Source organism: Cupriavidus pauculus, assembly GCF_022179805.1.
Lineage (GTDB): Bacteria > Pseudomonadota > Gammaproteobacteria > Burkholderiales > Burkholderiaceae > Cupriavidus > Cupriavidus pauculus_E.
This window is the reverse complement of the sequence record NZ_BPUO01000012.1, coordinates 15,274-41,118: the sequence shown is the minus strand read 5'-3', so window position 1 is coordinate 41,118 and position 25,845 is coordinate 15,274. Positions and strand designations below refer to the sequence as shown.

General features: G+C 67.0%; 24 protein-coding genes. 14 read left to right on the top strand and 10 right to left on the bottom strand.

What is annotated here, in order from left to right; genetic code table 11:
* Positions 1-16: 16 nt before the first annotated feature.
* From MFF62_RS22535 to MFF62_RS22520, 4 genes are all read left to right on the top strand, one after another.
* Positions 17-478 (top strand): MaoC family dehydratase, encoded by a 462-nt coding sequence (locus MFF62_RS22535; protein ID WP_238265334.1) that lies wholly within the window; start codon positions 17-19, stop codon positions 476-478.
* Between the two features lie 55 nt (positions 479-533).
* Positions 534-1,553 (top strand): Bug family tripartite tricarboxylate transporter substrate binding protein, encoded by a 1,020-nt coding sequence (locus tag MFF62_RS22530; protein WP_238265333.1) that lies wholly within the window; start codon positions 534-536, stop codon positions 1,551-1,553.
* A gap of 71 nt (positions 1,554-1,624) precedes the next feature.
* Positions 1,625-2,785, top strand: a complete 1,161-nt coding sequence (locus MFF62_RS22525; protein ID WP_238265332.1) for an acyl-CoA dehydrogenase family protein — start codon at positions 1,625-1,627, stop codon at positions 2,783-2,785.
* Positions 2,786-2,807: 22 nt separating this feature from the next.
* Complete coding sequence (locus MFF62_RS22520; protein WP_238265446.1) at positions 2,808-3,773, top strand: acyl-CoA dehydrogenase family protein; 966 nt, start codon at positions 2,808-2,810, stop codon at positions 3,771-3,773.
* Between the two features lie 42 nt (positions 3,774-3,815).
* On the opposite strand, the gene MFF62_RS22515 is transcribed toward MFF62_RS22520, so the two are convergent.
* From MFF62_RS22515 to MFF62_RS22505, 3 genes are all read right to left on the bottom strand, one after another.
* The gene (locus tag MFF62_RS22515) at positions 3,816-4,484 is read right to left on the bottom strand and encodes an MliC family protein (protein ID WP_238265331.1); all 669 of its coding nucleotides are present in this window, start codon (positions 4,482-4,484) and stop codon (positions 3,816-3,818) included.
* Positions 4,485-4,506: 22 nt separating this feature from the next.
* Positions 4,507-4,899: a cupin domain-containing protein gene (locus tag MFF62_RS22510; RefSeq protein WP_238265330.1), complete on the bottom strand. Its 393-nt coding sequence runs from the start codon at positions 4,897-4,899 to the stop codon at positions 4,507-4,509.
* Positions 4,900-5,040: 141 nt separating this feature from the next.
* On the bottom strand, positions 5,041-5,952 hold the full coding sequence (locus MFF62_RS22505) for a LysR family transcriptional regulator (protein WP_238265445.1): 912 nt from the start codon (positions 5,950-5,952) through the stop codon (positions 5,041-5,043).
* Positions 5,953-6,096: 144 nt separating this feature from the next.
* On the opposite strand from MFF62_RS22505, the gene MFF62_RS22500 reads away from it, so the two are divergent.
* Both MFF62_RS22500 and MFF62_RS22495 read left to right on the top strand, forming a co-directional pair.
* The gene (locus MFF62_RS22500) at positions 6,097-7,311 is read left to right on the top strand and encodes a CaiB/BaiF CoA transferase family protein (RefSeq protein ID WP_238265329.1); all 1,215 of its coding nucleotides are present in this window, start codon (positions 6,097-6,099) and stop codon (positions 7,309-7,311) included.
* A gap of 34 nt (positions 7,312-7,345) precedes the next feature.
* The gene (locus MFF62_RS22495) at positions 7,346-8,344 is read left to right on the top strand and encodes a tripartite tricarboxylate transporter substrate binding protein (RefSeq protein ID WP_238265328.1); all 999 of its coding nucleotides are present in this window, start codon (positions 7,346-7,348) and stop codon (positions 8,342-8,344) included.
* Here MFF62_RS22495 and MFF62_RS22490 read toward each other — a convergent pair.
* The 6 genes from MFF62_RS22490 to MFF62_RS22465 all read right to left on the bottom strand — a co-directional run bounded on the left by MFF62_RS22490 (position 8,331) and on the right by MFF62_RS22465 (position 13,779).
* Positions 8,331-8,807 carry a type II toxin-antitoxin system VapC family toxin gene (locus MFF62_RS22490; RefSeq protein WP_238265327.1) on the bottom strand — a complete coding sequence of 159 codons (477 nt, stop codon included), beginning with the start codon at positions 8,805-8,807 and terminating at the stop codon, positions 8,331-8,333. The two genes, MFF62_RS22495 and MFF62_RS22490, sit on opposite strands and share 14 nt — an antisense overlap.
* Before the next feature lie 16 nt (positions 8,808-8,823).
* Entirely contained in the window at positions 8,824-9,009 is a 186-nt protein-coding gene (locus tag MFF62_RS22485; RefSeq protein ID WP_238265326.1) for a hypothetical protein, read from the bottom strand.
* Positions 9,010-9,421: 412 nt separating this feature from the next.
* Positions 9,422-11,209, bottom strand: coding sequence for an alpha,alpha-trehalase TreF (gene treF / locus MFF62_RS22480; RefSeq protein WP_404990820.1), 1,788 nt, complete (start codon positions 11,207-11,209; stop codon positions 9,422-9,424).
* Positions 11,196-11,981, bottom strand: coding sequence for an SDR family NAD(P)-dependent oxidoreductase (locus tag MFF62_RS22475; protein WP_238265324.1), 786 nt, complete (start codon positions 11,979-11,981; stop codon positions 11,196-11,198). Before MFF62_RS22475 ends, treF begins: the two co-directional genes overlap by 14 nt.
* Positions 11,982-12,113: 132 nt before the next feature.
* A complete protein-coding gene (locus tag MFF62_RS22470) occupies positions 12,114-12,647 on the bottom strand; it encodes a shikimate kinase (RefSeq protein WP_238265444.1) in 534 nt (177 codons plus the stop codon).
* A gap of 154 nt (positions 12,648-12,801) precedes the next feature.
* Positions 12,802-13,779 carry a LysR substrate-binding domain-containing protein gene (locus tag MFF62_RS22465; RefSeq protein WP_238265323.1) on the bottom strand — a complete coding sequence of 326 codons (978 nt, stop codon included), beginning with the start codon at positions 13,777-13,779 and terminating at the stop codon, positions 12,802-12,804.
* Between the two features lie 95 nt (positions 13,780-13,874).
* Between MFF62_RS22465 and pcaH the strand changes: the two genes are divergently transcribed.
* From pcaH to MFF62_RS22435, 6 genes are all read left to right on the top strand, one after another.
* Positions 13,875-14,588 carry a protocatechuate 3,4-dioxygenase subunit beta gene (pcaH, locus tag MFF62_RS22460; protein ID WP_238265322.1) on the top strand — a complete coding sequence of 238 codons (714 nt, stop codon included), beginning with the start codon at positions 13,875-13,877 and terminating at the stop codon, positions 14,586-14,588.
* A gap of 3 nt (positions 14,589-14,591) precedes the next feature.
* Complete coding sequence (gene pcaG / locus MFF62_RS22455; RefSeq protein WP_238265321.1) at positions 14,592-15,161, top strand: protocatechuate 3,4-dioxygenase subunit alpha; 570 nt, start codon at positions 14,592-14,594, stop codon at positions 15,159-15,161.
* A 104-nt stretch (positions 15,162-15,265) separates the two neighbouring features.
* Positions 15,266-16,651: a 3-carboxy-cis,cis-muconate cycloisomerase gene (locus tag MFF62_RS22450; protein WP_283205367.1), complete on the top strand. Its 1,386-nt coding sequence runs from the start codon at positions 15,266-15,268 to the stop codon at positions 16,649-16,651.
* 12 nt (positions 16,652-16,663) lie between these two features.
* Positions 16,664-17,842 carry a bifunctional 3-oxoadipate enol-lactonase/4-carboxymuconolactone decarboxylase PcaDC gene (gene pcaDC, locus MFF62_RS22445; protein ID WP_238265320.1) on the top strand — a complete coding sequence of 393 codons (1,179 nt, stop codon included), beginning with the start codon at positions 16,664-16,666 and terminating at the stop codon, positions 17,840-17,842.
* Positions 17,843-17,941: 99 nt separating this feature from the next.
* Entirely contained in the window at positions 17,942-19,138 is a 1,197-nt protein-coding gene (gene pobA, locus MFF62_RS22440; RefSeq protein WP_238265319.1) for a 4-hydroxybenzoate 3-monooxygenase, read from the top strand.
* Between the two features lie 132 nt (positions 19,139-19,270).
* Positions 19,271-21,943 (top strand): tannase/feruloyl esterase family alpha/beta hydrolase, encoded by a 2,673-nt coding sequence (locus MFF62_RS22435; protein ID WP_238265318.1) that lies wholly within the window; start codon positions 19,271-19,273, stop codon positions 21,941-21,943.
* Between the two features lie 94 nt (positions 21,944-22,037).
* On the opposite strand, the gene MFF62_RS22430 is transcribed toward MFF62_RS22435, so the two are convergent.
* A complete protein-coding gene (locus tag MFF62_RS22430; RefSeq protein WP_238265317.1) occupies positions 22,038-22,985 on the bottom strand; it encodes a LysR family transcriptional regulator in 948 nt (315 codons plus the stop codon).
* A gap of 125 nt (positions 22,986-23,110) precedes the next feature.
* Between MFF62_RS22430 and MFF62_RS22425 the strand changes: the two genes are divergently transcribed.
* Together MFF62_RS22425 and MFF62_RS22420 are read left to right on the top strand one after the other, a co-directional pair.
* The gene (locus MFF62_RS22425; protein WP_238265316.1) at positions 23,111-24,217 is read left to right on the top strand and encodes an alpha/beta fold hydrolase; all 1,107 of its coding nucleotides are present in this window, start codon (positions 23,111-23,113) and stop codon (positions 24,215-24,217) included.
* A 98-nt stretch (positions 24,218-24,315) separates the two neighbouring features.
* Positions 24,316-25,302: a tripartite tricarboxylate transporter substrate binding protein gene (locus MFF62_RS22420; protein ID WP_238265315.1), complete on the top strand. Its 987-nt coding sequence runs from the start codon at positions 24,316-24,318 to the stop codon at positions 25,300-25,302.
* Positions 25,303-25,845: the final 543 nt, after the last annotated feature.

The following is a 25,845-nucleotide window of genomic DNA, read 5'->3' as shown; positions in this document are numbered from 1 at the left end:
ACAAGAGGGGACACACATGACGCAGCCGCAACGCCTGGGGCAGGGCTTCTATTGGCAGGACATTCGCGAAGGCCAGGTCTTCGAGACCTTCCGGCGCACGGTCACCGAGACCGACCTCGTCAACTTCATCTCGGTGACGGGCATGCTGGAGGCCATCTTCATCGAGGAAGGCTATGAGGCGGGTGCCATCAAGGGGCGCCCCGTGCCGGCGGCGCTGACGTATTCGCTGATCGAGGGCTTCATCCTGCAGACGATGATCCAGGGCACCGGCCTGGCCATGCTGGAACTGACGCAGAAGATTCTTGGTCCCGTGCTGGTGGGCGACACGATCCACGCGCGCATCACGGTGACCGGCGTCCGCCCGACATCGAAGAGCGGCCGCGCCGTGGTGGATTCCTCGATCGAGGTGTTCAACCAGCGGCAGGAACTGGTCATGACGTACACGGCGCGCCGGCTGCTGGCCGGGCGTCAGGACTGAAGGGGCCTGAAGACACCCGGCGTCGTACACACGGTTTTTACCGGAGGAGACAACCATGCCATTCCAGAGCAAAAATGCCAGGCATTGCTTGAACGTTCCGTCGCGCCGCGGTTGGTTGCTGGCGCTTGCGGGTTGTGCGCTGGCGGCAGCCGTGCCGCTGCACCCGGCGCTGGCCGCCACCTACCCCGACCGGCCGATCCGGCTGGTGGTGCCGTTCCCGCCGGGCGGCCCCACCGACCTCGTGTCGCGCGTGATTGCGCGGAAGATGTCGGACGAACTCGGCCAGCAGGTACTGGTGGACAACCGTCCCGGCGCCAACGGCAACATCGGAAACGAGATCGTCGCCAAGGCGCCGGCCGATGGCTACACGGTGCTCTACAACACGTCGTCGATTGCACTGAGCCAGGCGCTGTACAAGAAGCTGCCGTATGACGTGAAGCGCGACCTGGTGCCGGTGGCGATGACGGCCAACGTGCCGTTGGTGCTGGAAGTCAACGCGCAGGTGCCGGTGAACACGGTGCCGGAGTTCGTCACGTGGCTCAAATCCAACCCCGGCAAGATGACCTATGGTTCCGCCGGCAATGGCAACGTCACGCACCTGGCGGCGTTCCTGTTCCTGCAGGCCAATGGGCTCGATGCCGTGCACGCACCGTACAAAGGCAGTGCCCCGGCGCTGACCGACCTGGCCAGCGGGCAAGTGCAGTTCATGACCGACACCATCAACTCGTCGCTGCCGTTTATCCGCGACAAGCGCATGAAGGCCCTGGCCGTGACCAGTGCCGCGCGCAGTGCCCAGTTGCCCGACGTGCCGACGCTGGCGGAATCGGGCATGCAGGGGTTTGAGGTGGGCGCGTGGCAGGGGATGATGGTGCCCGCCAAGACGTCGCCCGAAATCGTGCGCCGGCTCAACGCGGCGGCGCTCAAGGCGCTGGCCTCGGCCGATGTCCGCGCCAGCCTGGCTGCGCAAGGAGCCGAGGCGCGCGGGTCGAGCCCCGACGCCTACGGCAAGTATCTGGTCCAGGAAATCGACCGCTGGCAGAAGGTGGTCAAGGACACCGGCGTGACGCTGGACTGACCGGCCGCCGGCATGTGCCGGTACGTACTGGGGCACGTACCGGCAGGTTCTGTCACATCAAGGAGTCGACATTGCATTCGCTGTTTGGCACGTTCGCACTGACCGCGTTGCCGGCCGAAGCCGCGGCATTCCGGCGGCAGGTGAAGGACCTTCTGCGCGAGCATTTGCCCGCGCTGCCGCCCGATGTGCGGGCGCGCTCGTGGATGGGTTTTGATGCGAGCTTCAGCCAGGCGCTGGCACGGCGCGGATGGGTCGGCATCACGCTGCCCGCGCAGTACGGCGGGGCTGGGCTCGACGCGTTCTCACGCTTCGTACTGGTGGAAGAGCTGCTGGCGTGCGGCGCGCCGGTGTCGGCGCACTGGATCGCAGACCGGCAGAGCGGTCCGCTGATCCTGCGCTACGGCAGCGATGCCCAGCGCGCGTTCTACCTGCCGCGCATCTGTCGCGGCGAGGCATTCTTCTGCATCGGCATGAGCGAACCCAACTCGGGTTCGGACCTGGCCAGCGTGGCCACCCGCGCGGTGCCGCGGCCGGGCGGCGGATGGCGGCTCAATGGCCGCAAGATCTGGACGACCAATGCCGACCGCTGCCACTTCATGCTGGCACTGGTTCGCACATCCGGCGAGGCGGGAGACCGGCAGAAGGGATTGTCGCAAGTCATCGTCGACTTGTCGCTGCCGGGCGTGACCGTGCGGCCGATCCGCGACCTGGCAGGCGATGCGCATTTCTCCGAAGTCAGCTTTGACGATGTGGACTTGCCCGCCGATGCTCTGGTCGGGCAGGAAGGCGCGGGCTGGGAGCAGGTCAACGCGGAACTGGCCTTCGAGCGTAGCGGTCCGGAGCGGCTGTATTCGAGCGTGGTGCTGCTGGACGCATGGCTGGCGGCGTTGCGCCGGCTGCCTGCCGGGCAGCGCGACCCAGTCACGATAGGCCGCATCATGGGGCGGCTGGCCACGCTGCGCGCCATGTCGCTGGCAGTGACCGGCCGGGTGGCCGCCGGCGAGAGCCCGCTGGTGGAAGCCGCCGTGGTCAAGGACCTGGGCACCGAGCTCGAACAATCGATTGGCGCACTGGCCGAGGCGGCCCTGGGTGACGATCCGGCGCTGGCCGCCGATGCCGACCTCTATCGCACGGCCGCCTATGTGAGCCAGATCTCGCCCACCTATTCGCTGCGGGGCGGTACGCGAGAGATCCTGCGCGGCATGATCGCGCGCGGACTGGGATTGCGCTGAAATGGAGGCCGCCATGAATGGCATGGAAAACATCTACGCCGATGCGTTGGAATCGGTGCTGCGCGATCACTGCACGCCGTCGGCCGTGCGCGATATCGAGGCGGGCGCTGACCCGTCGCCGCTATGGACACTGCTCGACGCCAGCGGCTTTGCCGACAGCCTGTTGCCCGATGCCGGCCTGACGCTGCCCGACGTGCTGCCGATGCTATGTCTCGCGGGCCGGTACGCGATGCCGCTGCCACTGGCCCAGACGATGTTCGCCCGGGCGCTACTGCATCGCGCCGGCATTGATATTCCCGCCGGCCCCATCGCGCTGGCCAGTTTCGACGGACAGGCCCGCACGCACGTGGCCGATGGCGCCACGGCTACGTGGTTCCTGGCACAGCAGGCCGACAGCGTCTGGCTTGTGCATTGCGATGCCGCGAACGTGGCGCCCACCGGCGTGCATGGCGACCTGACGGTCAGCATTGCCTGCATGCCTGCGGCGGGCTTTGCCCTGCCGGCCGGTACGGTGCTCACGATCGGGGCGGCGCTGCGTGCCGCGCAGATGGCTGGCGCCTTGTCACGCGTCTTCGATCTGACGCTGCAATATGCGAATGACCGCGAGCAGTTTGGCCGGCACATTGGCAAGTTTCAGGCGATCCAGCATCAGATCAGCGTCATGGCCGAGCACGTGGCAGCCGCTCGCATGGCCGCGCAGATCGCGTTTGCCGGGGCCGGGTGGCAACCGCAGCGCATGCATGCGGCCATCGCCAAGTTCAACGCCAGCGACGCGGTTACGCCGGTCACGTCGATGGCCCACGCGGTGCATGGCGCCATTGGAGTGACGGCCGAATACGATCTTCAGCTCTATACGCGCCGGCTGCATGCCTGGCGCATGGCAGACGGATCGGAGCGTTATTGGGCGCGCCAGATCGGCCAGGCCGCGTGCGATGCCGAGGGAACCGCGGTCGATATCATCCGCGCGTGGAGCGGCGAAGCCGCGTAGCAGAGGTGGCCTGGCTGAGGTGGCGAAGCGGTGTCGGCCGGCCTAGTTGGCCGTCATCTCCACGCGGCAGCTCATCTCGGGCTTGCCGGGCAGCACCAGTTGCGCGTCTGGGCCCTTGTCCCAGAACAATGCGTCGCCGTCCTTGAGCGTGGCGGCGTAACGCGCGCCCGAGGCAGCCGGTGTTTGCAGCAGCACCACGCGCTGGTCCAGCCAGCGCAGGTAGGCGTAGCCGGGATCGGTCTGCACGAAGGTGCCGGCGATGACCGCGTCCACGCCGGGGCAGCGGATACTGAACGGACCCCGGCTGATGCCGCGATCGTCCTGCGTGCGGGCGCCCGCGTAGGCGTGGCGCAGGTCGTAGATGCGCTGCAGGTAGGTGTTGGCGGTGCAGGTGCGCGCGTCGTCGGCCTTCCAGCAGTCGTTGCGCCCCTTGATCCAGCCACGCTGCTCGGCCAGCAGCGTCTTCTTTTGCGGCGTGGGCAGCGAGCGCGCGTCGAGCGCCAGCCCGTACAGCCGCGTGGTCTCGCGGTCCAGCCGCGCCAGCGTGGTGTCCTTGCAGACCAGTTGCTCGATCTGGCCGTCGGCCTTCTTGCAGTCGAAGCTCGGCGAGGCGGCAGCCTGGGCCGATGAGGCCGCTCGCGCTGATTGCACTGGCGCGACCATGCAGAGTGCCGAGGCGGTAGCGGTCAGAAGGACGAGGCATCTGGACATGGCAGGGTCTCCTGCGGGCCGCTCAGCCCGCGCTGCGATCGATCACGACGAAGTGCTTGCGTACGGCTTCAATGACCTCGAATACGCCTTCGAACCCTGCAGGGATCACGCAGGCGTCGCCCGGGCCGAATTCACGTGCATCACCCGAATGGCTTGTGATGCGGAGCCGTCCGCTGATGACCGAGAAAAACTCCTCCTTGCCCGCCGGAAACGCAATGCGCCACGCGCCGGGCTCGCAGGCCCAGATGCCGCAGTCGAAGTCGCCTTGCGCCGCGCTGTAGTGTGTCCACGTGGTGCGGTCGGGATTGCCGCTGACCAGGCGGTCCGGCCGGGGATTGTCGTGGGCCGGCGTTGGCTCGGCACGGAAGTCGACCAGGGGCGGGCAAGCAGATACGGCGGAAGTCGGGGATTGCATGGATCGTGGTTCGGGGCGAAGGCCGGGGCGGTAAAGCCATAAGTTTAGCCGCGCGTTCGCCATTGTCTGTACGGTCAGCGGCTCTGCGGCACGGTGCGAAGGCGCGATACCCGGCCGGAAAGTGACTCGGGATGTCCGTGGCTATCGTTCCGACCGGCCTTGGGCCTCCGTTGCCTTGTCCCGCAGAAAGCCAATCAGCGTCGTGACCGCGCGTGTCTGGTAGCGGGACGGCATGTACAGCAAGTACATCGTGGTGCGCAGGAAGGCCAAGTCCTGCGGTGGCAGCGGCAATTGCAGCAGCGTGCCGGCCGCGAGGTCGCGATCGACCATGTAGCGCGGCACCAGACCCACGCCCAGGCCCTTGAGGATGGCGTCGCGCAGGAAGAAGAAGTTCGCCGACATCAGGCGGGGCCGGATATGAGGCGTACCGCGTGCCGCACCGTCGCTGCCCACGGCGTGAAGCTTCTGGCCGGTCAGCTCCGATGTGATCAGCGGCAGGTCGCGGAACTGGTCGAGCGTGCGCGGCATGCCGAACTCGCGCACCAGTTCGGGCGTGGCGCATGCCACGTATTCCACGTCGCCCAGGCTATGAGCCACGGCGTTGGTGGGTGCCTCGGTCATCACGCGCACGGAAAAGTCCACCGCCCCCTTGATCAGATCCTCTATGTCGTTGTCGAAGATGACATTGAGCGTGATGGCCGGATACAGCGCCATGAACTCGATGAACCACGCGGACATCGTGTGCTGGCCGAACCCGCCCGGCACGCTCAGGCGCACCGTGCCGCCCAGCCGCTTGCCCAGGCTCTGCACCGATTCCTGCGCCGCCATCAGCTCATGGCGGATCGTCCGCCCATGCGCGTAGAGCTGCCAGCCCAGTTCGGTCGGCTCCAATTGCCGGGTGCTGCGCCTGAGCAGTTCGGCGCCTAGCTGGCGCTCGAAGTGGTTGAGCCGCTTGCTCACGTTGGCGCGGCTCATGCCGAGCTGGCTGGCCGCCCGGCTCAGGTTGCCCGCTTCGATGATGTCCACCAGGAGTGCCAGTGCGTTCAGGTCCATCGGCAGCTTTGTCAACTTTGAGGTGTCATATATGTTGAAAACCGGTTGCAATTGTCAAGCATTTGGAACATATGGACAATCTGCACTGACAACGACAACCGGATCTCCCTTCAGGATCCATCCGGGCCTGGGAGACGCATCTCAATGAATCAAGAAAACTTGGCACCGCCGCTGCCGTTGGCCGGCGTGCGGGTGCTGGACTTGTCGCGCGTGCTGGCAGGACCGATGTGCGCCATGGCGCTGGCCGACCTGGGCGCCGACGTGATCAAGGTGGAACACCCGGCTCGCGGCGACGACACCCGCGACTGGGGCGTGCGCATCGGCACCCGCAACACCTCCTATTTCAATAGCGCCAATCGCAACAAGCGGTCGGTCACGCTGGACCTGCAGAGCGAGGCGGGTCTGGCGCTGGCCCGGCAACTGGCCGCGCAATGCGACGTGGTGGTGCAGAACTTCAAGGTGGGCGGCGCCGAAAAACTCGGCCTGGGCTACGAACAACTGAGCCAGCTCAATCCGCGCCTCGTGTACTGCTCGATTTCCGGCTACGCGCGCTTCACGCCTGAAGCCGAGCGCCCCGGTTACGACCTCGTGGTGCAGGGCGAGTCGGGCGTGATGGCTACCAACGGCGAAGCAGGGCAGGGCCCGCTGAAGTTTGGCGTGGCCGCCGTGGACATGTTCACGGGCATGTACGCCGCGCAGGGCATTCTTGCCGCGCTGTACGCGCGCCACAGCACCGGCCGTGGCCGGCACGTGCAGATGGCGCTGTACGACTGCGGGCTGATGATCACGTCCTACTACGGCATGGAGGCGCTGCTCAAGGCCGGCGATCCGCCAAAGTTCGGCAATGCGCATCCGTCCATCGTGCCCTATGGCGTCTTCGAAGCCGCCGATGGCCCGCTGGTGATCACCGTCGGCAACAACGGCCAGTTCCAGCGGTTCTGCCGCGAGGTGATTGGTTGTCCCGAGTGGGCCGACGACGAACGTTTCGCGACCAACACTGCGCGCTCGGCACATCGCGACATCCTGCTCGCGGCAGTGCGCGAGCGGCTGGCGCGCTTTACCCGGGCCGACCTGCTGCAGCGCCTGACCGCCGCGCAGATTCCGTGCGGGGAAGTGCTGGGCATGCTGGATGCCCTGCAATCCGAGCGCACGGCGCAGGCCGGGCTGCTGCATCGATTTGAAGACAGCGAAGCCGGCGCCCAGGCCGTGCTCGCGCCACCCTATGCGCTCGACGGCCAACGCCTGCCCGTGCGCATGCCGCCGCCTCACATGGGCCAGCACACGCACGAAGTGTTCAAGGAAATGCTGAAGCTCGACGACAACGCCATCGCCGACCTGCATTCCCGAGGCGTGATCTGACACCCCGAACCATCGATCTACAGGAGACAAGACAATGACCAAGCTGTTGCTGACCCGCCGCCATGTACTGAAAGCAGGCGCCGCCGCGTCGCTGGCCGCCGTGATGCCGTCGGTGCTGGCCAAGACCGGCTGGCCCGACAAGTTCATCAAGATGGTCGTGGCATTTCCGGCCGGTGGCCCCACCGATACCGCCGCGCGCATCGTGGCGCAGAAGCTGTCGGAACGCCTGGGACAGCAGGTCATCATCGAGAACAAGCCCGGCGCGTCGGGTTCGATCGGCACCGCGGCATTCATCCGCAGCCCGGCCGATGGCTACAACCTGTCGATGTTCGGCATGCCCGCGCTGCTGGCGCCGCTGATGTACAAGACCAATGCCTACGACGTGAAGAAGGACTTCCTGTCCGTGGCCACGGTCTACGTGTTGCCGATGGCCATCGTCATCAACCCCGCAGTGGTACCTGGCGTCGAGACGCTGCCTGACCTGATCCGCTTTGCCAAGGCCAGCAAGACGCCGCAGAGCTACACCAGTTCGGGCACCGGCAGCTTTGGCCACCTGGCCATGGAACAGCTCAAGGACCTGGGCGGCTTCGACATGCTGCACGTGCCCTACCGTGGCAGCGCGCCGGCGGTGGCGGATTTGCTGGGTGGCCAGGTCGGCATCATGTTTGCCGATGTGGTGGCGGCACTGCCGCATATCCGCGCCGGCAAGCTCAAGGCCATTGCGCTCAGCTCGCCCAATGCCAAGGTGCTGCTGTCGGGTGTGAAGACCGTGTCGGAACAGGGTTTCCCGGGCTTCGACTTCGACTCGTGGGGCGGCCTGATCGCGCCGCTCGACACACCGCAGCCCATTGTCGACCGCATCGCGACCGAAACGCGCGACATCATCGGCAAGGACAAGGAGCTGCAGCAGAAGCTGGTCAGCGCGGGCGCGATTGCATCGTTCCAGGACGGCAAGCAGATGCAGGCGCGGCTCAACAAGGACTACGACCGCTGGAGCGCGATCGTCAAGGCCAAGGGCATCAGCGCAAGCTGATCGCCATCTTCATCGACGCCGCCGGCGGGCCGCATTCGCGCGGCTCCCCGTCGAACGGATCGACCGTGCGTACTCCGGTGTGGGCGAAGTCGCGCACGTTGCGCGTGACCACGGTCAGTCCGTGTACCAGGGCCGTCGCGGCAATCATCTTGTCCAGCGCGTTCTCCGGATACGGCACGCGCAGGTGCCCCCAGAGTTCAATGATGCGCTGGTCGACACCGAGGATCTTGTGCGCGTAGCGGCGCTGCACGGCCAGGAGCCAGTCGTCCAGCACCTGGCACTGCTGCTTGTCGCCGCGAAAGCGCTTCAGCTCCACGCCGCGACGTAGTTCTCCCATCGTGACCACCGACAGGAACAGGGCGCGCCCTTCGATCTCGGCATCCTCGAAGAAGTCCTGCACGCCGGCGTCGGCGCGGCGCCCCTTGCGGCTTTCGCTGATGACATTGGTATCGACCAGATACATCGCCGTGTTCCCCCTCTCATTGAATCCGTGCGAAGTCCTGCTCGTCGAACGCATCGCCGGGCGGAATCGATCTGAGGAATGCGGCAAACGACTGTTTGCGGGCGGGTTTGCGTGAGCGCGCCGGGCGAGACTTGCCGCCTGCCTTGTTGTCGGTGGCGCTGTCGCCCTGCTTCGCGGTGGAAGGCTTGTCGGGATGCTTCATGATGGACCTCCGTCAGTGGATGAACGAGGCGCCATCCTGCACCGGGGAAGACCCGAAATTCTTGTCCGAATGTTACGGGGCGCGGGGCGTTGATCCAGGGCAATCCCGCTGGAGCGAAAAAGCAACGGCAAAAAAAGCAACGACAAAAAGAAATACCCCGACGCGCGGGATCGTCGGGGTAGTAAGAGTTGCCAAGTCGTTTGGGGTCGTGTCGAATGACCCTGCGGCAAGTGTGACGTTGCCTGCCTGCAACGCCAATAACTCACATGAGTTATTGGCGTTGGCGGAACAATCGCGGTGATTGGGTGCAGTGCAGCGTGAAATTCTGAACAAAAGAACGAAATTCCGAATGCGCGACATTTCAGGGCTCGCCAGCCCTTGCCACGCCGCAACATGCCATGGCCGCAGGTCGTCAATCGGCGGATGCGGGGTCTCCGGCCTTGCATTGCTGCGCGGGGTGGCCGGGATACATGGTCAGTAGCGCGCTGACCACACCGTTGGTCCATCCGAACCCGTCCTGAAGCGGATACTCGCCTCCGCCGCCGCCTTCCGCGCTGCCCGTGCGCCGCCGCTGCAGCCGGTATTTCTCGACGAGCTTGTATTCCGACGCGTAGAGGCTGGCCACGGTCCGCAGCCACCGATGCGCGACGTCGTCGGCCAGCGGGTCGAAGCCATAGCGGCGCAGGCCCATGATGCCGATCCATTGCAGCGGCGCCCAGCCGTTGGGCCGATCCCATTGCTCGCCCGAATCGATCTCGGTGGTGGCCAGTCCGCCCTCGGCCATCAGCCTGGCCGCTGCCGCGTCGGCCACCCGCGCGGCCTGCTCCGGTGTGGCCAGGCCCAGGAACAGCGGCATCAGCGCGGCTGCGCTGAGGTAGGGGCGTTGGGTCCCCCGGTGCCAATCGAAATCGACGAAGATGCCCGCGCCGTCGTCCCACATGATCGACGCCATGGCCTGGTGCCGGCGTTGCGCCGCGTCCCGATAGCGCGCGGCGCCCTCGTCATCGCCCGCGCGGGCGGACAGTTCCGACAGGCGGCATTCGGTGTGCCAGAGCAGCGCGTTCAGGTCGATCGGCAGGATGGCCGTGGTGCGGATGGTGGCCAGGTCGCAGGACGCCTGTCCGTCGACGAGGTCGGGCTCGCACCAGCGCGAGCTGAAGTCCCAGCCCGACTCGGCCGCCGCGCGCAGGTCGCGGAACACCAGGTGCGCGGGGCGGGCAGCGCGCCGGGCCGTGGCCACGTCTTCCAGGTAGGCTTCCTCGCGCGGATGCGCACGGTCGTCCCAGTAGCGGTTGAGCAATGCACCGCCTGGCAGGCGCACGAGCCGCCGGTAGGCGTGGCCCGGCGCCAGGTGGTCCGCGCCGTCCATCCAGAAGGCATGTTCGCGCGCCAGTTGCGGCAGGTAGCGCACGGCTGCGTCGACGCCCTGGTCCTCGAACAGGTCGGTCATCAGCGCGAACACTGGCGGCTGCGAACGGCTCAGGTAGTAGGACCTTGTGCCGTTTGGCACCAGCCCGTAGGTATCGATCAGATAGGCGAAATTGTCGGCCATCGCGCGCAGCAGGTCGTGCCGGCCGCTGGCGGACAGGCCCAGCATCGTGAAATACGAGTCCCAGTAATACAGTTCGCGAAAGCGCCCGCCCGGTACCACGTAGGGCTGGGGCAGCGGCAGCAGCGAACACATCGGCGGATGCTCGGCGGGCTCGCGCGTCAGCACGGGCCACAGGCCGTCGATGTGCTCGCGCAGCGAGTTGTCCGGATTGGATTCGTAGTGATCGTCGGGCACCACCTCGCGTGCAAAGTGGGTGCGGACGAATTCCTCCAGCGAAAAGCCGGCCGCATCGCGCTGCGTGCGGTAACGCGCCAGGATGGCCTCGGGGGCATCGCGCGGAATGCAGTCGGGAAACGTCTTGCTGTCCGCGAACATGCCGCTAGCCTGCACGTCGATGAACAGCTCGGCATACCGCTCCGCCGGCGACACGGCGTCGGCCGCCGCGCAGCCAGGCAGCGTGCACGGCCCCGGGGTGGGTAGATGCGTGACGGCCGGCGCGTGCCCGTGGCAATGCGACGGCGCCGCCGCGGGCCGGCTGCGCGCATGCTCCGGCGCGGCCGGATGCGGTTCGGCGTCGGCGTTGGCGGGCAGGGTTTCCGGGGGCACGTGCGGCGCGCTCCCGGCCGGGGGAGGGTTACTGTTCCGCATAGTTCCAGAGCAGGCCGCCGTCGATGACGAGCGTGGCGCCGGTGATGTAGTCCGCATCGGTGCTGGCCAGGTAGGCCACCAGACCGGCCACTTCCTCGGGCTGTCCCAGGCGCCCCAGCGGGATATTGGTCAACAGCGCCTGCAGTCCCGCGCGATCGGCCATCAGGTTGCGGTTGATCGGTGTCTGGATCGCACCTGGTGCGATGTTGTTGACCGTGATGCCGGCCGGTGCCAGTTCGATGGCCAGGTTGCGCATCATCATGCGCAGGCCGCCCTTGCTGGCGCAGTAGCTGGTGAAATGCGGGAACGGCAGGTCCTCGTGCACCGAGCTGATGTTGATCACCTTGCCGCCCAGCTTGCGCGCCAGGCGATGCTTCACGAACTGCTGGGTCAGGAAGAACGGGCCCTTGAGGTTGGTATCGAGCACGCGGTCGTAGTCGGCCTCTGTCACGTCCTGAAACGGCGCCCGTACCTCGACGCCGGCATTGTTGACCAGAATGTCCAGACTGCCGCCGGGTGTTACCGCCGCAATGGCCGCCACGGCCTGGTCGACGATGTCCCGCGCCTGCGCCACGTTGCCGATATCGCCGGCCACCACGAACGCGCGCCGGCCGGCGGCGCGCACGCCATTGGCGGTGTCGTCGGCCTCGGCATCGTGCCGGTGCACCGCAACAACGATATCGGCGCCCTCCTGGGCCAGCCGCAGCGCAATGGCACGGCCTATGCCGCCCGCGCCGCCCGTGACCAGTGCCGTCTTGCCTTGCAGCCGCATGAGGAACCTCCTGGGTGGGGTGTCACCGTCAGAGCCGCGCGCGCGGCACTAAGTTCAACGGTATGCCCACCTTGCCATGGGCGCCAGCGTGGCGCTGTCGGCCTATGCCGGACCGCCCTGTCAGCCACGCGCTCAATCGTGCGTGGCGGGGTCCTGGGCTTCGGGGTCTTCAGCGGAGAGCAGTGCGGCCAGCCCAAGCTGGGCCAGCACGTTGGCCGCCGCCTGCACCACCGTGCCGGCGTGCGCGGGCATGATCAGGTGGGCAATCTCGCGATAGAGCGGATCGCGCTCGCAGAACAGCGCTTCCAGCCGGGCGCGGGGGTTGTCCACCTGTAGCAGCGGGCGGTTGCGGTTGCGCCGCACGCGGCGCCACAGTTCGGGCAGCGTGGCATCGAGGTAGATCACGTGGCCACGCGAGTGCAGCATTTCGCGGTTCTCGGGGCGCATGACGATGCCGCCGCCGGTAGCCAGCACGATGCCGCTGCGTTGCGTCAGCTCGTCGAGCATGCGCGTTTCGCGCTGGCGGAAGCCTTCCTCGCCTTCCAGTTCGAAGATGGTGGTGATGCGCACCCCGCAGCGCGACTCGATTTCATGGTCGGTGTCGAAGAACGGACGGCCAAGCTGACGCGCGACGGTTCGCCCGATCGTCGTCTTGCCGGCGCCCATGAAGCCGATGAAAAAGAGGTTGTCCGTTGCGGGTTGGGGTTCCAAAGGTGTGCGCCGCGGCGTGTCGTACCGTTCTGCGCAACGGTAGCACGTAATGGCGTTTTCGCCATAGCGGCGCGAAGTTGGGTTTGCAGGGCAATAAATGCGTGGCGCGTCAGCCGTGCCGCTCGGCGGCGGTGCGGCGGATGACCTCCGCGAACGCTTCGGCCATCGGTTCGAGCGTACGGTCGCTGCGGCGCAGCAAGCCGATCGGCTCCTCGGTGCCGTGCGTGTCGATGGGCAGCACCACCATCTCGCCGGCCTCCACCGCCTGCCGCGTGGCGGACAGCGGCGCGGCCCACACGTTGTCGCCCCGCTGCGTGAGCAGCCGGCCCAGGTAGGCATCGGCGGTTTCCAGGCAGCCGTCCGGCAGCGTGAAGCCGTGGCGCGCCAGCAGGCTTTCGGTGCTGTGCCGGGGGATCGATCCCAGCGCAGGCACCACCATCGGCCATGCCAGCACGTCGCGCATCGCCGGGCGGGCCTGCGATGCCAGCGGATGACCGGCGCGTACGGCCAGCACCAGCGGTTCGGCCGCCAGGGATTCGAACCACAGCCCCTCCATGGCGGCAGGGTCGTCCATGCGGCCGATCACGACGTCGAGCACATCGGCCTTGAGCAGGTCGATCAGCGTACGGTTCATGCCGCTCTGCACGGCCAGCCCCACGTCCGGATGGATGGCGCGGAACCGGCTCACGGCATCGAGCAGCAACGCCGGCACGATGCTGGGTAGCGTGCCCACGCGAATGCGCTCGTGACGCGGGGCGTCGGCGCCGGCCATGCTGTCGGCGGCGGCGTCGATATCCTCCAGTACACGCAGCGCATGCCGCAGGAACCGCATCCCGGCCGAGGTCAGTCCGGTGCCGGCGCGCTGCCGGATCAGCAGCCGCGTACCGGTCAGTTCCTCCAGCTCGGTCAGCGTCTTCGACACCGCCGGCTGGGTCAGCCCGAGCTGCTCGCCGGCCCGCCCCAGATGCTGGGCCTGGGCCACGGCCACGAAGCAGTGCAGGTGGCGCAGCCGGATGCGGCTGCGGAATGCCTCGGTGGAGACGGTGGTGGATGTTGGGGCAGGGCGGGGCGCGCGCTTCACTTGCATAACAAAAATTCATAATAATTACGCCAGAACTCAATTTACATGACTTCTGGCACTGCTTAAAGTCGATGCCACCCCATCACAACGGAGACCGAGCGATGCCCCCACGCTCTGATCGCCCGGCGCAATATCGCCGCCCGTATTGGAATACCCAGCCCGAATACCGCTTCGACCCGTACGCCTCGACCCAACTGCGGTCGCCGGCCCAGCCGCTGGTCGTGTTGCCGCAATCGCTGTCCGAAGTCACCGGCCCGACATTCGGCCCCGAATTCGTCCGCGATGGCGACAACGACCTGACCGTGGGCAACGGCGGCGAGCCGATTGGCGAGCGCATGCTGGTCACGGGCCGCGTGCTCGACGAGAACGGCCGGCCGGTGCCCAACGCGCTGATCGAGGTCTGGCAGGCCAACGCCGCCGGCCGCTACACGCACAAACGCGACCAGCACGACGCCCCGCTCGATCCGCATTTCTCGGGCGAAGGCCGCACCATCACCGATGCCAACGGCCACTACCAGTTCAAGACCATCAAGCCCGGGGCCTACCCCTGGCGCAACCACCACAACGCCTGGCGGCCCCAGCACATCCATTTCTCGCTGTTCGGCAATGCCTACGCCACTCGGCTGGTGACGCAGATGTACTTCCCCGGCGATCCGCTGCTGGCATACGACCCGATCTTCCAGTGCGTGCCGGACGAAAAGGCGCGCAATCGCCTGATCGCCACGTTCGACTGGGAAACCACGGCGCCCGAGTACGCACTGGGCTACCGTTTCGATATCGTGCTGCGCGGCCGCGATGCCACGCCCATGGAGTAAGCCATGCTGTACGTCACCGCATCCCAGACCGTGGGTCCCTACCTGCATATCGGCCTGACCGCGCTGAACTGCGCTGACCTGACCGCCGATGCGCCGGACCTGGCCGCGCAACGCATCGTGATCGAAGGCCGCGTCATCGACGGACGCGGCGAGCCCGTGCCCGATGGCATGGTCGAAATCTGGCAGGCCAATCCGGCCGGTCGCTATCGCCATCCCGAGGACAAGCGCGAACTGGCGCTGGTACCGGGCTTTACCGGCTTTGGCCGCGTGCCCACAGAGGCCGATGGCTCGTTCCGTTTCACCACGGTCAAGCCAGGCGTGGTGCCTGATGGCGATGGCCGCCCGCAGGCCCCGCACATCATGGTGTCGGTGTTCACGCGCGGACTGGTCAAGCATGTGGCCACGCGCATGTACTTTCCTGACGAAGCGGCCGCGAACGGCACCGATGCCGTGCTGGCATGCGTGCCGGCGGAACGTCGCGCCACGCTGGTGGCCCAGCCGGACGGGCCAGGCCGGTACCGCTGGGACGTGGTGCTGCAGGGCCCAGACGAAACCGTGTTCTTCGACATCTGAACGCCATGCCCCCCGCGCGGCGCCGGCTCACACCGGCGCCGCGTTTTGCATCACAATCGGCGCATGCCATCAAGGCAAGCCAAGCGGTTCGCCCCCAACCGACCATGCCAACGTTTTCCCGCCTGACCGACCCGATGTTCGGCAGCCCTCCCGTCCTGGACATCCTTTCCGATGCCGGCACGGTGCGCCGCATGCTGGCCGTGGAAGCCGCGCTCGCGCGCGCCGAAGCGCAGTGCGGCGTCATTCCCGAGTCAGCCGCCATCATCATCGAGCAGGTCTGCGCAATTGATGCCATCGACCTGGACGCGCTGGCGCAGGATGCGGTTGCCGCCGGCAACCTGGCGATTCCGTTCGTCAAGCAGTTGACGGCCGCCGTGACGGCGCGCGACGCCGAAGCGGGCCGCTACGTGCACTGGGGCGCCACGAGCCAGGACATCATCGACACCGCACTGGTGCTGCAACTGCGCGACGCCTTGCAGGAGATCGACGCCGGCCTGATGGCGGCGGGCGATGCGTGCGCCGTGCTGGCTGCCAAGCATCGCACCACGCCGATGGTGGCGCGCACCTGGCTGCAGCACGCGCTGCCCACCACGTTCGGGCTGAAGGCAGCGGGCTGGCTCGATGCGCTGCGCCGTGACGTGGCGCGGCTGGATACAGCACGTTCCCAGCTCGTGGTGCTGCAGTTCGGCGGCGCGGCGGGCACGCTGGCCAGCCTTGGTGACGACGCGCCGGCGGTGGCGCTGCATTTCGCGCGAGCCTTGCAGTTGGACGTGCCGGTGTTGGCCTGGCATGCGCAGCGCGACCGGCTGGTAGAGGTGGCCACCACGCTAGGCATGCTGACCGGCACACTGGGCAAGATGGCGCGCGATATCTCGCTGCTGACGCAGACCGAAGTGGCAGAGGTATCGGAACCTGCGGGAGCTGGCCGGGGCGGCTCCAGCACGATGCCGCACAAGCGCAATCCCGTGGGCTGTGCGGCGGTTCTGGCCGCGGCCGTGCGCGTGCCGCCGCTGGTGGCCACGATGCTGGCCGGCATGACGCAGGAACACGAGCGTGCGCTCGGCGGCTGGCAGGCCGAATGGGACACGCTGCCGCAGATCGTCGCGCTGGCGGCCGGCGCGCTGCGCCAGATGGGTGAAGTCGCGGCCGGGTTGCAGGTCGACGCCGCGCGCATGCGGGCGAATATCGACATCACGCACGGCCTGATCCTCGGCGAGGCCGCCATGCTCGAACTGGGCCGGCACATCGGCCGGCTGCCGGCACATCACCTGGTCGAGCAGGCGTCACGCCGCGCCGTGGCCGATGGCACGACCTTGCGCGACGCCCTGGCGCGCACACTGGCCGAAGATCCGTCGCACCAGGGGCTGCTTGACGATGCCGCGCTCGACCGGCTTGCCGATCCCACGCGCTACGCGGGCCAATCCACCAGCTTCACCGATGCCGCCGTCGCGGCCTGGCGCGACATGCGCGCGCAACGATCCAACGCCTGACAGGAGACCACCTTGCCTTACCTCGATCACGCCGGGGCCCGGCTGTTCTACACCGTCGACGGCCCTGACACCGCGCCCGTCATCATCTTCTCGAACTCGATGGGTACCGATCACACGATGTGGAAGCCGCAGGCCGAAGCGCTGACCGGCCGTTTTCGTGTGGTGCGACACGACATGCGCGGTCACGGCCGCTCCACGACCGAGGCATCGGAGACCACGGTCGATGTGCTCGGCGGCGACGTGCTGGCTATCCTCGATGCACTGAACGTGGAACAGGCCGTGTTCTGCGGCCTGTCGATTGGCGGGCTGATCGGCCAGTGGCTGGCCGTCAATGCGCCGGCGCGCTTTTCGAAGGTAGTTGTCGCGAACACCGCGCCGAAGATCGGCACGGCCGATTCGTGGAGCGCGCGCATCGACGGCGTGCTGCGCGACGGCATGGCACCGCTGGTGGATGCGTCGCTGGGCCGCTGGTTTACCGAGGGTTTTCGCAATACGGCGGGCAGCGCGCTTGACGACCTGCGCGATGTGCTGCAGCGGCTGGACCCGCGTGGCTATGCGCTCGGCTGCACGGCGCTGCGCGACGCCGACCTGCGCCAGGCGGTGACGACGATCGAGGTGCCCGTGCTGGTCATCGCCGGCAGCGACGATCCCTCCACCACTGCCGCCGAGGGCCGTGCGCTGGCCGACGCCATTCCGGACGCCCGGTATGTGGAATTGTCTGCCGCACATCTGTCCAACCGCGAGCAGCCGGGGCGTTTCACCGCTGCGCTGCTGGACTTCATCCACGGCAGGCTGCCGGTGACCGACGACCACGCACGCTACGAGGCGGGCCTCTCGGTGCGCCGCGCGGTGCTGGGCAGCACGCACGTTGACCGGTCGCTGCAGAAGCTCACGCCGTTGAACGAGGAATTCCAGAACCTGATCACACGCTACGCATGGGGCGAGATCTGGACGCGCGAGGGGTTGCCGCGCCATACGCGCAGCCTGGTCACCATCGCGATGATGGTGGCGCTCAATCGTTCCGAGGAGTTGAAGCTGCATCTGCGCGCGGCCGCCAACAACGGCGTGACGCGTGAAGAGCTCAAGGAGCTGCTACTGCAGACCGCGATTTACTGCGGCGTGCCGGCTGCCAACTCGGCATTCCACATGGCCGGGGAAATCTTCGCCGAGATCGACGCAGGCAAGCAGTAACGGAACTGGCGGGAGAGGGCGGGCAGCGAACCCGATCCCTCTCGCGTCGCATGGACGGGGTGTTGAACCAGATAACGACATTAAACCAGGAGACAGTCCGTGGCCCCCAAAGGCACCCCGCATGCCCATTCCACCCGCGTTGCCATTGTTGGCGCCGGCCCAGCTGGGCTGTTGCTGGGACAACTGCTGACCGTGGCTGGCATCGACAATATCGTCATCGAGCAGCGCAGCCCGGAACACGTACTGAGCCGCATCCGTGCGGGCATTCTGGAATGCGTGACAGTGGACGCGCTCGCGCGAGCCGGCGTGGATGCCCGCCTGCGCGCCGAGGGGTTGGTACATCGCGGCATCGAACTGTCGTTCGGCGGCGTGCGCCACCGCATCGACTTCCACGCGCTGATCGGGCGCGACGTCACCGTGTATGGCCAGACCGAAGTCACGCGCGATCTGATGGCGGCGCGCCAGGAAGCCGGCATGCCGTCGGTCTACGAGGCCCAGGACGTGTCGCTGCACGACTTCGATGGCCGCCGGCCGCGCGTGTGCTATCGCAAGGACGGCATCGAGCACGAAGTGTCTTGCGATTTCATCGCGGGCTGCGACGGATTTCATGGCGTCAGCCGCGCCAGCGTGCCCGATGCGTCGAAGCAGATTTTTGAGCGGGTGTATCCGTTCGGCTGGCTCGGCATCTTGTCCGAGACCCCGCCGGTGGCCGACGAACTGATCTACGCCAGCCATCCACGCGGCTTCGCGCTGTGCAGCATGCGTTCGAAGACGCGCAGCCGCTACTACGTGCAGGTGCCGTCGGCCGAGAAGGCGGAAGGCTGGAGCGATGACCGCTTCTGGGACGAACTGCGCAGCCGGCTCGATGCGGAAGCAGCCGAAGCGCTGGTCACGGGACCCAGCATCGAAAAGAGCATCGCGCCGCTGCGCAGCTTTGTCTGCGAGCCGATGCGCTTCGGCAGCCTGTTCCTGGCCGGCGATGCCGCGCACATTGTGCCGCCCACCGGCGCCAAGGGGCTGAACCTGGCGGCCAGCGACGTGCTGTACCTGGCCGACGGCTTCATCGCCCACTATCGGCACGGCGATTCGCAGGAGCTGGACCTGTACTCGGCGCGATGCCTGAGCCGGGTCTGGAAGGCCGAGCGGTTCTCGTGGTGGATGACCTCGCTGCTGCATCGCTTTCCCGATGCCGACGCCTTCGCGCACCGCATCCAGCAGGCGGAGCTCGACTATCTGGTCAGCTCGGAGGCCGCTTGCCGGTCGCTGGCCGAAAACTACGTCGGTCTGCCACGCTGACAGACCCTGCTTATCCATATGTATTGCATATGGATTGCTATATAGACATATATTTTACGTGGCATCACCCCGGTGATACCGTCTCGCACCAGCATGCCGGCACAAGTACCGGCTGCACTGGAGGAGACGAAGATGACTACGGGACTGAAGACCCGCCGCCATGCGTGGCGGCTGGCCGCCGCCTTGTCTGCGGCATTGCTGGTGACGGCCTGCGGCGGCGGTGATGACGCGCCCGCCACGACTGGCGCAGGCGGCGCAGGGCCGGGTGGCAATACGGGCGATACGCCCGCCGCGCCGGCGCTCAGCGCGCTCGACGCGTGTAACGCACTGGCCGGCACGACGCTGGCCGCATCGAACCTGATGTTGCCGACGGGCGGCGCCAGCGTGACCAAGGCCACGCTGATCACGGCGAACGCCACCGGCAATACGCTGGGCGAGTACTGCCAGGTGCGCGGCGCCATTGCGCCGGTCGACGCCTCGGCGTCGAGCATCAATTTCGCGGTCAACCTGCCCACGCAATGGAACGGCAAGGGCATCCAGTTCGGCGGCGGCGGCTTTGACGGCACGCTGATCGACGGCACCGAGACGGTACGCTTTGCGCTGCCCGACGATCCCGCGCCGCTGTCGCGCGGCTATGCCACCTGGGGCGACGATTCGGGCCACCAGAGCACCAGCATCACCGATGGCCGCTTTGCCACCAACGACGAGGCGCTGGCCAACTACGGCGGTGACACGCTCAAGAAGACCCATGACGTGGCCATCGCGCTGATCACGCAGCGTTACGGCAAGGCGCCCACGCGGACGTACTTCCTGGGCACGTCCACGGGTGGCCGCGACGCACTGAGCTATATCCAGCGCTGGCCAGCCGACTACAACGGTGTGATCGCCAACGAGCCCGCGCTCAACTACACGGGCACACGGCTGTCGAACGTGGCGGTGGGTCGCGCGCTGTACCTGAACGGCGGGGCCGGCTGGCTCAACATCAACAAGACGCTGATGGTGCAGAAGGCCGCCATGGACGCGTGCGACACGCTCGACGGCGTGGCCGACAAGGTGGTGAGCAATGTCGAGGGCTGCCGCGTGGGCGGCATGCAGGTATTGGCCAGCCTGCGCTGCGTGGGCGGCGCCGACACCGGCGACACCTGTCTGTCCGATGCACAGATCGCCACGGTCAAGGCCATCGAACAGCCGCTGCAGCTCAGCTATCCGCTGGCCAACGGCGTGACCGTCGCGGGCGGGTACAACCTGCTGGAAGGCGCGCTGGTGGCAGGACCGTTCACCACGCGCGATCTCGGCACCCGTGCGGTGCCCGGCAACCCGGCTACCACGGCGGACGCCAACATGTACGTCACCGGCGACCAGTGGGTGAAGTTCTTCGTCACGCGCAACGCCACGTTCGACGCGCTGACGTTCGATCCGGCAAGCCCGGGTAGCTGGACGTCGCGCGTGCAGGCCGTCTCGGCGCTGACCGATGCCACGAACCCGGACCTGTCGGGATTCCTCTCCAGGGGCGGCCGCCTGATCATGCTGCACGGCCTGGCCGACGAGGTGATCAGCCCGAATTCCACCATCGCCTGGTACAAGGCCGTCATCGGCAGCGTCGGGCAGACGGCGGTGGACCAGGGCATCCGCTTCTACACGGTGCCGGGCATGGGCCATGGCACCGGCAGCTTCCTGCCGGCATGGAATTCGCTGACCGCGCTTGAAAACTGGGTGGAAATGGGCGTGGCACCGGGTACCCGCGAAGTGATGGATACCAATGCCGGCACCTATGGCCGCACGCGACCGCTTTGCCAGTATCCGTCGTGGCCCAAGTACAAGGGCACGGGCAGCGCCGATGCGGCCGTGAACTACACCTGCGAAGGGGCGTCGGGCATCGTGCAGTCGTGCCTGAACATGCCGTCGGTGGCCACCACCTGGAAGGGCGGCAACACCAATGGCGAGGAACTGTCGGTACGCATCGATCCGGCCACGCTCAAGTACACGGTGACGATCGACGCCAGCAAGCAGCGCGCGGCGAACACCGTGATGACTGGCCAGCTCGTTTCGCAGGGCGGCTGCACCTACGCCAGCGACGAGAACGGCGCGCAGTTCACGCTGACTGGCGGCGGCGTACTGGCTGCCGGTGTCAAGCCGGTATCGGGCGTGGGCTTCCTGCCACTGGTGGCGTTCCAGAACGTCTCGGCCGACTACAAGCAGGTGGCCGACATCTACAACCTCAACGGCGTGGAGACCGCCGTGGCAAATGGGTCGGTCACGGTGCGCAACGGCTCGGCACGGCTGCGGTCATCGGCGGCCACGTGGCAAACGTGCGCAGCCAGTGCCGGCGGCGGCTACATCGTCTATGACGCTGCGTGCACGAACACGACCAAGGGTTACATCGTGTGGAATGCCGCGCGCAACGCGTTCGATTACTTCGTGGGTGGCACCATCGCGGCTGGTGACGGGGTGCTGAGCGGGTCGCTGATCAGCGGCATGGTCAACGGATCGCCGGTGCCGGTCATCCTGACGCGCTCGGCTACGGCCTATGGCATGAACATCTACGCACAGCAGTCGGCAGCGGGCCTGGCGGCAGGTGCGGCGGATGGTGCCTATCGCGTGATGGCCACCGACGGCGCGCAGGTCAATGCAGACCTGAATGGCACGAGCATCGTCCGTAATGGTGCGTCGGGCACGCTGGCCTACAACACGCCGGTGCCGGGTGTGATCGGTGCCAGCGGCGGCGTGGCGGCTTCCTATCTCTACAACAGTGGCCTGCTGATCGGCACCGCCACCGGGCGCTTCGAGGTGGGGCTGCTGCACTGACGCCAGCGCACGGCCGCCGGGGCCGCCCCTGTTTGCGCGGGGAGTGGGGCGGCCCCGTAGCGGCCTCGTCGTCACCAGTTGAGGCCCAGGTTGGCTACTCGCCGTCCTGGGCCTTTTTGCGATGGCGCGCGGCAATGCGGTGTGTCAGTGCCACCAGCGCGGCCAGCGCCACGTCGTCCTGTCCCTCCCGATACCCGAGCGTCAGCGGCGCGCGCAGCCGGTCGGCTTCGACCATGCGGCAGTAGGCCACGCCATGCCGGTTCAGCCCAGCCATCGACGCCGGCACCACGCTGACGCCCGCGCCGGCGGCCACGAGATTCAGGTTGGTCAGCATCCGCTCCACCTCGGCACCGATGCGTGGCGTGAAGCCCAGCGCCTCGCACTCGTGCAGCAGGTCGCCGTACATGCCCGGCGCACCGGGACGCCGCACCAGGATGAACGGATCGGATGCCAGTTCGCTCAGCGACACCGGCGCGCCGGCATTCTGCCCGCGCAGCGCGCGGCGCCGCAGCAGCGCGTGGTCGAGCGGCAGCGCGATCACCATCTCTTCTTCCAACAGCAAGTCGAAGCGCACGCCTTCGGGATGCAGCACGGGCGCGCGCAGCAATGCGGCGTTCAGCGTGCCATCGGCCAGCCGCTCGATCGCCTCGGCGGCATTGCATTCGTTCAGCGACAACGCCACGCGCGGAAATTGCCGCCGGCATGCACGCAATACCTCCGGCGTCAGCCGGTGTGCCGCCGCCGAGCTGGTGAACCCGATGGCGAGCGCGCCTTCGTCGCCGCGTGCCATCCGCTGCATGCGTGCGCGCATCTGCTCGATACGGCTGAAGAGGTCGACCGCGTCGGCATGCAGCGCGGTGCCGGCGGCCGTCAACGCCACGCCGCGCGGCTGGCGCTCGAAAAGGGTCACGCCCAGTTCGGTCTCCAGCGCCTTGAGCTGTTGCGACAGCGGCGGCTGCTGGATGCCGAGTTGTTCGGCGGCGCGTGTGACCGAACCAGTCTCGGCCACGGCCAGGAAGTAACGCAGGTGTCTCAGCTCCATCGATATATATCCAATACATATGGAAATTCTGTGATGCATATATTTTACGTCGGGCCACGGCAGACGTAGTATTGGCGTTTCGCCCGATGCACGCGGGCGACATGACTATTCCAAGGAGACATTCCATGTGCCGCGTTACCCGATATCCGTCACTCGCCATGCTTGCCGCCGCTGTGCTGGCGCTGGCCGGTTGCGCCAGCCAGAAGGCCGCCGCGCCTGCTGCGGCGCCCGCCGCGGCGACACCGCAATGGCAGCGCGTGCACCTGGGTGCCGGCGCGGGCTACGACTTTCCCGTCTACGCCAATCATCCGCTGGGCGGCGACTTGCGCGGCATCCGTGAAGTGGTGTTTGTCCAGCATGGCCTGCAGCGCAATGGCGATGATTACTACAAAGCCGGCGCGGATCTGCTGAAGGCCAGCGGACGTAATCCGGACGAAGTGCTGCTGGTGGCACCGAACTTCCCTGGTACGCCCGATGCGGCCAAGCATTTCGACAACATGCCGGTCTGGACGGTACAGGGCTGGATCGGCGGCGAGGACGCGGTATCGGGCCCCGGCGCCGGGGTCAGTTCGCTGCAGGTGCTGGACGACCTGCTGGCCTACGTCACCAACAAGCAGCGCTTGCCGATGGTCAGGAAGGTGACCGTCGCCGGCCACTCGGGCGGCGCGCAGATCGTGCACCGCTATGCCGTGCTGAACAACGTCGACGAGAAGGTGCGCGCGTCGGGCATCGACCTGCGCTACGTGGTGGCCAATCCATCGTCCTATCTGTACTTCACGCCGGATCGGCCCGTCGCGCCCGACTATCGCCGCTTTGCCCCGTACAGCACCTCGGTCTGCGCGGACTACGACAAGTACCGCTACGGCATGCGCGACATGGTGGCCTATGCCAAGGGCGCCGACGGCATGAAGCTCTACCAGCGCTACATGCAGCGCCAGGTGACCTATATGGTGGGCAGCGAGGACAACGATCCCAATCACCGCGTCCTGGACAAGGCGTGCGGCGCCGAGGCCGAGGGCCCCACGCGGCTGCAGCGTGCGCGCGCCTACTGGCGCTACGAGCAGGTGCTGGCCAAGCCGGGGCAGGCCAGCGCCCATCGATCGTCCGAAGTGGTGGGCGTGGGGCACGACCAGGCACGCATGTTCGGATCGCAATGCGGCGCGCAGGCGGTCTTTGGCATGGACCCGGCCGCCAACGCCAGCGGCGCCGCCTGCCGCCCGCCGCAGAACTGAGCGGCTGAACCGCAGGGCCGGTCAGGCGGGTTTGTCCGGGCGGCGGACGCTGGCGCACAGTGCTACGATGCGGCAGATTTCCGATTCGTGCCACCTTCATGTCAGTTCCCGTTCGCCGGCGCGTCACCGCGGCATTACTGGTGCTGCCGCTGGCGCGCCCCTGGCTCTCCGCAGTTGCCGCCGAGCCCCTGCACCTGCTGGTTGGCTATGCAGCCGGTGGCGGTGCCGACAGCATCGCCCGCATCGTGGCGGACGGCCTGACCGGCGATGGCGAACCGACGATCGTCGACAACCGGCCCGGTGCGGCCGGACAGATTGCCCTGCACGAGGCCGCGCGCGCGAGCGCCGAACGTCCGTCCCTGCTGCTGGGCACGGTCGGGTCGGTCAGCATCGGCCCACTGCTCGCCAGCAGCCCAGAACCTCCCGCCCGCAAGTTGCAGCCCATGGCCATCGTCGCCAGTACCCCGCATGTGCTGCTGATCGCCGGCGACGGCACGCGCACCCAGCCCGACGAGGCGCGCGCGACGCTACAGCGGCTGCTGGCCTTGGCCCGGCAGCGCCCGGGTGAAATCACCTATGCCTCGCTCGGCATCCACTCCAGCGCCCATCTGGTGGGCGAACTGATGTGCCGCCATGCCGGTGTCTCGATGACGCACGTGCCTTATCCCGGCAGTGCACGCGCGCTGGTCGATCTGCAGGGCGGCCACGTGGCGCTGCTGGTCAGCACGCTGCAGGCGGCCTTGCCCCTGATGCAACAGGGCCGCGTACGCGCCCTGGCTGTCACCGGCAAATCGCGCAGCCCGTTGGCGGCTTCGGTCCCCACGTTCTCCGAGGCAGACATACCGGACATGCTGCAGGACGCCTGGTATGGTGTGCTGGCTTCGCCGGGCATGCCGGAATCGCGTCGCACCATGTTATCTGCACGGCTGACACGCCTGCTGCGCAGTCCTTCGCTGCGCCATCGCCTGGCGCAGGGCGGCGCGGAACCGCTGAGCCTGACTGGCCAGCAGGCCATCGACTATCTGGACAGGCAACGCGAAGTCTGGCGCCAGGCTGTGGCCGTGGTGTCGAATCGGCTTGGGTGAGGTCACTCTTTTTCTCTCGATTGCCGTACTGTTTTGCTCCCCTCTCCCACGCAGTGGGAGAGGGGTTGGGGGTGAGGGCATTGCGGCTCAATTTGCGACTTGTTCCGATTTGAAATGCTGACCCTCACCCCCAGCCCCTCTCCCGCCTTGCGGGAGAGGGGAGCAAACAAGTAGCGAGAGCGCTTGAATGAGGTCCATCTGCAAAGCGGCAAGAAAATTAGATTCGTCTCATCCTTTAGACACATCTTCACAACAGCCCGCGTCAGGCGTGGCACGCAGGACGTTGCAATTTTCCGGTGGTTCTGCTTCTCGATAACGCCAGGCGAAGCGCGACGGAAGACGGCTTGCAGCGTGCAAATGGTGTTGCTAGGATGCGTCCATCCCGCCCTTGGCAGTACGCGTATTCCCCTGTGATCCTGGAAGCGCCGAGCCCTTGGGCGTTTCTATTTCTAGCTGCGAGTCGTCATCACTGTTCTCTCCTCTCCCGCTTTGCGGGAGAGGAGAGCGAAAATCCGCGACATAAAACGAAAGACGCCGGAACAC

Excerpts from the sequence above, each read along its gene's own strand:
- MFF62_RS22500 (WP_238265329.1), top strand. The coding sequence starts at position 6,097 with ATGAATCAAGAAAACTTGGCACCGCCGCTGCCGTTGGCCGGCGTGCGG.
- MFF62_RS22510 (WP_238265330.1), bottom strand. The coding sequence starts at position 4,899 with ATGCAATCCCCGACTTCCGCCGTATCTGCTTGCCCGCCCCTGGTCGAC.
- MFF62_RS22470 (WP_238265444.1), bottom strand. The coding sequence starts at position 12,647 with ATGGGCGCCGGCAAGACGACGATCGGGCGAACCGTCGCGCGTCAGCTT.
- MFF62_RS22425 (WP_238265316.1), top strand. The coding sequence starts at position 23,111 with ATGTGCCGCGTTACCCGATATCCGTCACTCGCCATGCTTGCCGCCGCT.
- MFF62_RS22520 (WP_238265446.1), top strand. The coding sequence starts at position 2,808 with ATGGAAAACATCTACGCCGATGCGTTGGAATCGGTGCTGCGCGATCAC.
- MFF62_RS22435 (WP_238265318.1), top strand. The coding sequence starts at position 19,271 with ATGACTACGGGACTGAAGACCCGCCGCCATGCGTGGCGGCTGGCCGCC.
- MFF62_RS22450 (WP_283205367.1), top strand. The coding sequence starts at position 15,266 with ATGCCAACGTTTTCCCGCCTGACCGACCCGATGTTCGGCAGCCCTCCC.
- MFF62_RS22535 (WP_238265334.1), top strand. The coding sequence starts at position 17 with ATGACGCAGCCGCAACGCCTGGGGCAGGGCTTCTATTGGCAGGACATT.
- MFF62_RS22420 (WP_238265315.1), top strand. The coding sequence starts at position 24,316 with ATGTCAGTTCCCGTTCGCCGGCGCGTCACCGCGGCATTACTGGTGCTG.
- MFF62_RS22530 (WP_238265333.1), top strand. The coding sequence starts at position 534 with ATGCCATTCCAGAGCAAAAATGCCAGGCATTGCTTGAACGTTCCGTCG.
- treF (WP_404990820.1), bottom strand. The coding sequence starts at position 11,209 with ATGCGGAACAGTAACCCTCCCCCGGCCGGGAGCGCGCCGCACGTGCCC.
- MFF62_RS22475 (WP_238265324.1), bottom strand. The coding sequence starts at position 11,981 with ATGCGGCTGCAAGGCAAGACGGCACTGGTCACGGGCGGCGCGGGCGGC.
- MFF62_RS22430 (WP_238265317.1), bottom strand. The coding sequence starts at position 22,985 with ATGGAGCTGAGACACCTGCGTTACTTCCTGGCCGTGGCCGAGACTGGT.
- MFF62_RS22495 (WP_238265328.1), top strand. The coding sequence starts at position 7,346 with ATGACCAAGCTGTTGCTGACCCGCCGCCATGTACTGAAAGCAGGCGCC.
- pcaH (WP_238265322.1), top strand. The coding sequence starts at position 13,875 with ATGCCCCCACGCTCTGATCGCCCGGCGCAATATCGCCGCCCGTATTGG.
- pcaG (WP_238265321.1), top strand. The coding sequence starts at position 14,592 with ATGCTGTACGTCACCGCATCCCAGACCGTGGGTCCCTACCTGCATATC.
- MFF62_RS22505 (WP_238265445.1), bottom strand. The coding sequence starts at position 5,952 with ATGGACCTGAACGCACTGGCACTCCTGGTGGACATCATCGAAGCGGGC.
- MFF62_RS22485 (WP_238265326.1), bottom strand. The coding sequence starts at position 9,009 with ATGAAGCATCCCGACAAGCCTTCCACCGCGAAGCAGGGCGACAGCGCC.
- MFF62_RS22465 (WP_238265323.1), bottom strand. The coding sequence starts at position 13,779 with ATGCAAGTGAAGCGCGCGCCCCGCCCTGCCCCAACATCCACCACCGTC.
- MFF62_RS22490 (WP_238265327.1), bottom strand. The coding sequence starts at position 8,807 with ATGTATCTGGTCGATACCAATGTCATCAGCGAAAGCCGCAAGGGGCGC.
- MFF62_RS22515 (WP_238265331.1), bottom strand. The coding sequence starts at position 4,484 with ATGTCCAGATGCCTCGTCCTTCTGACCGCTACCGCCTCGGCACTCTGC.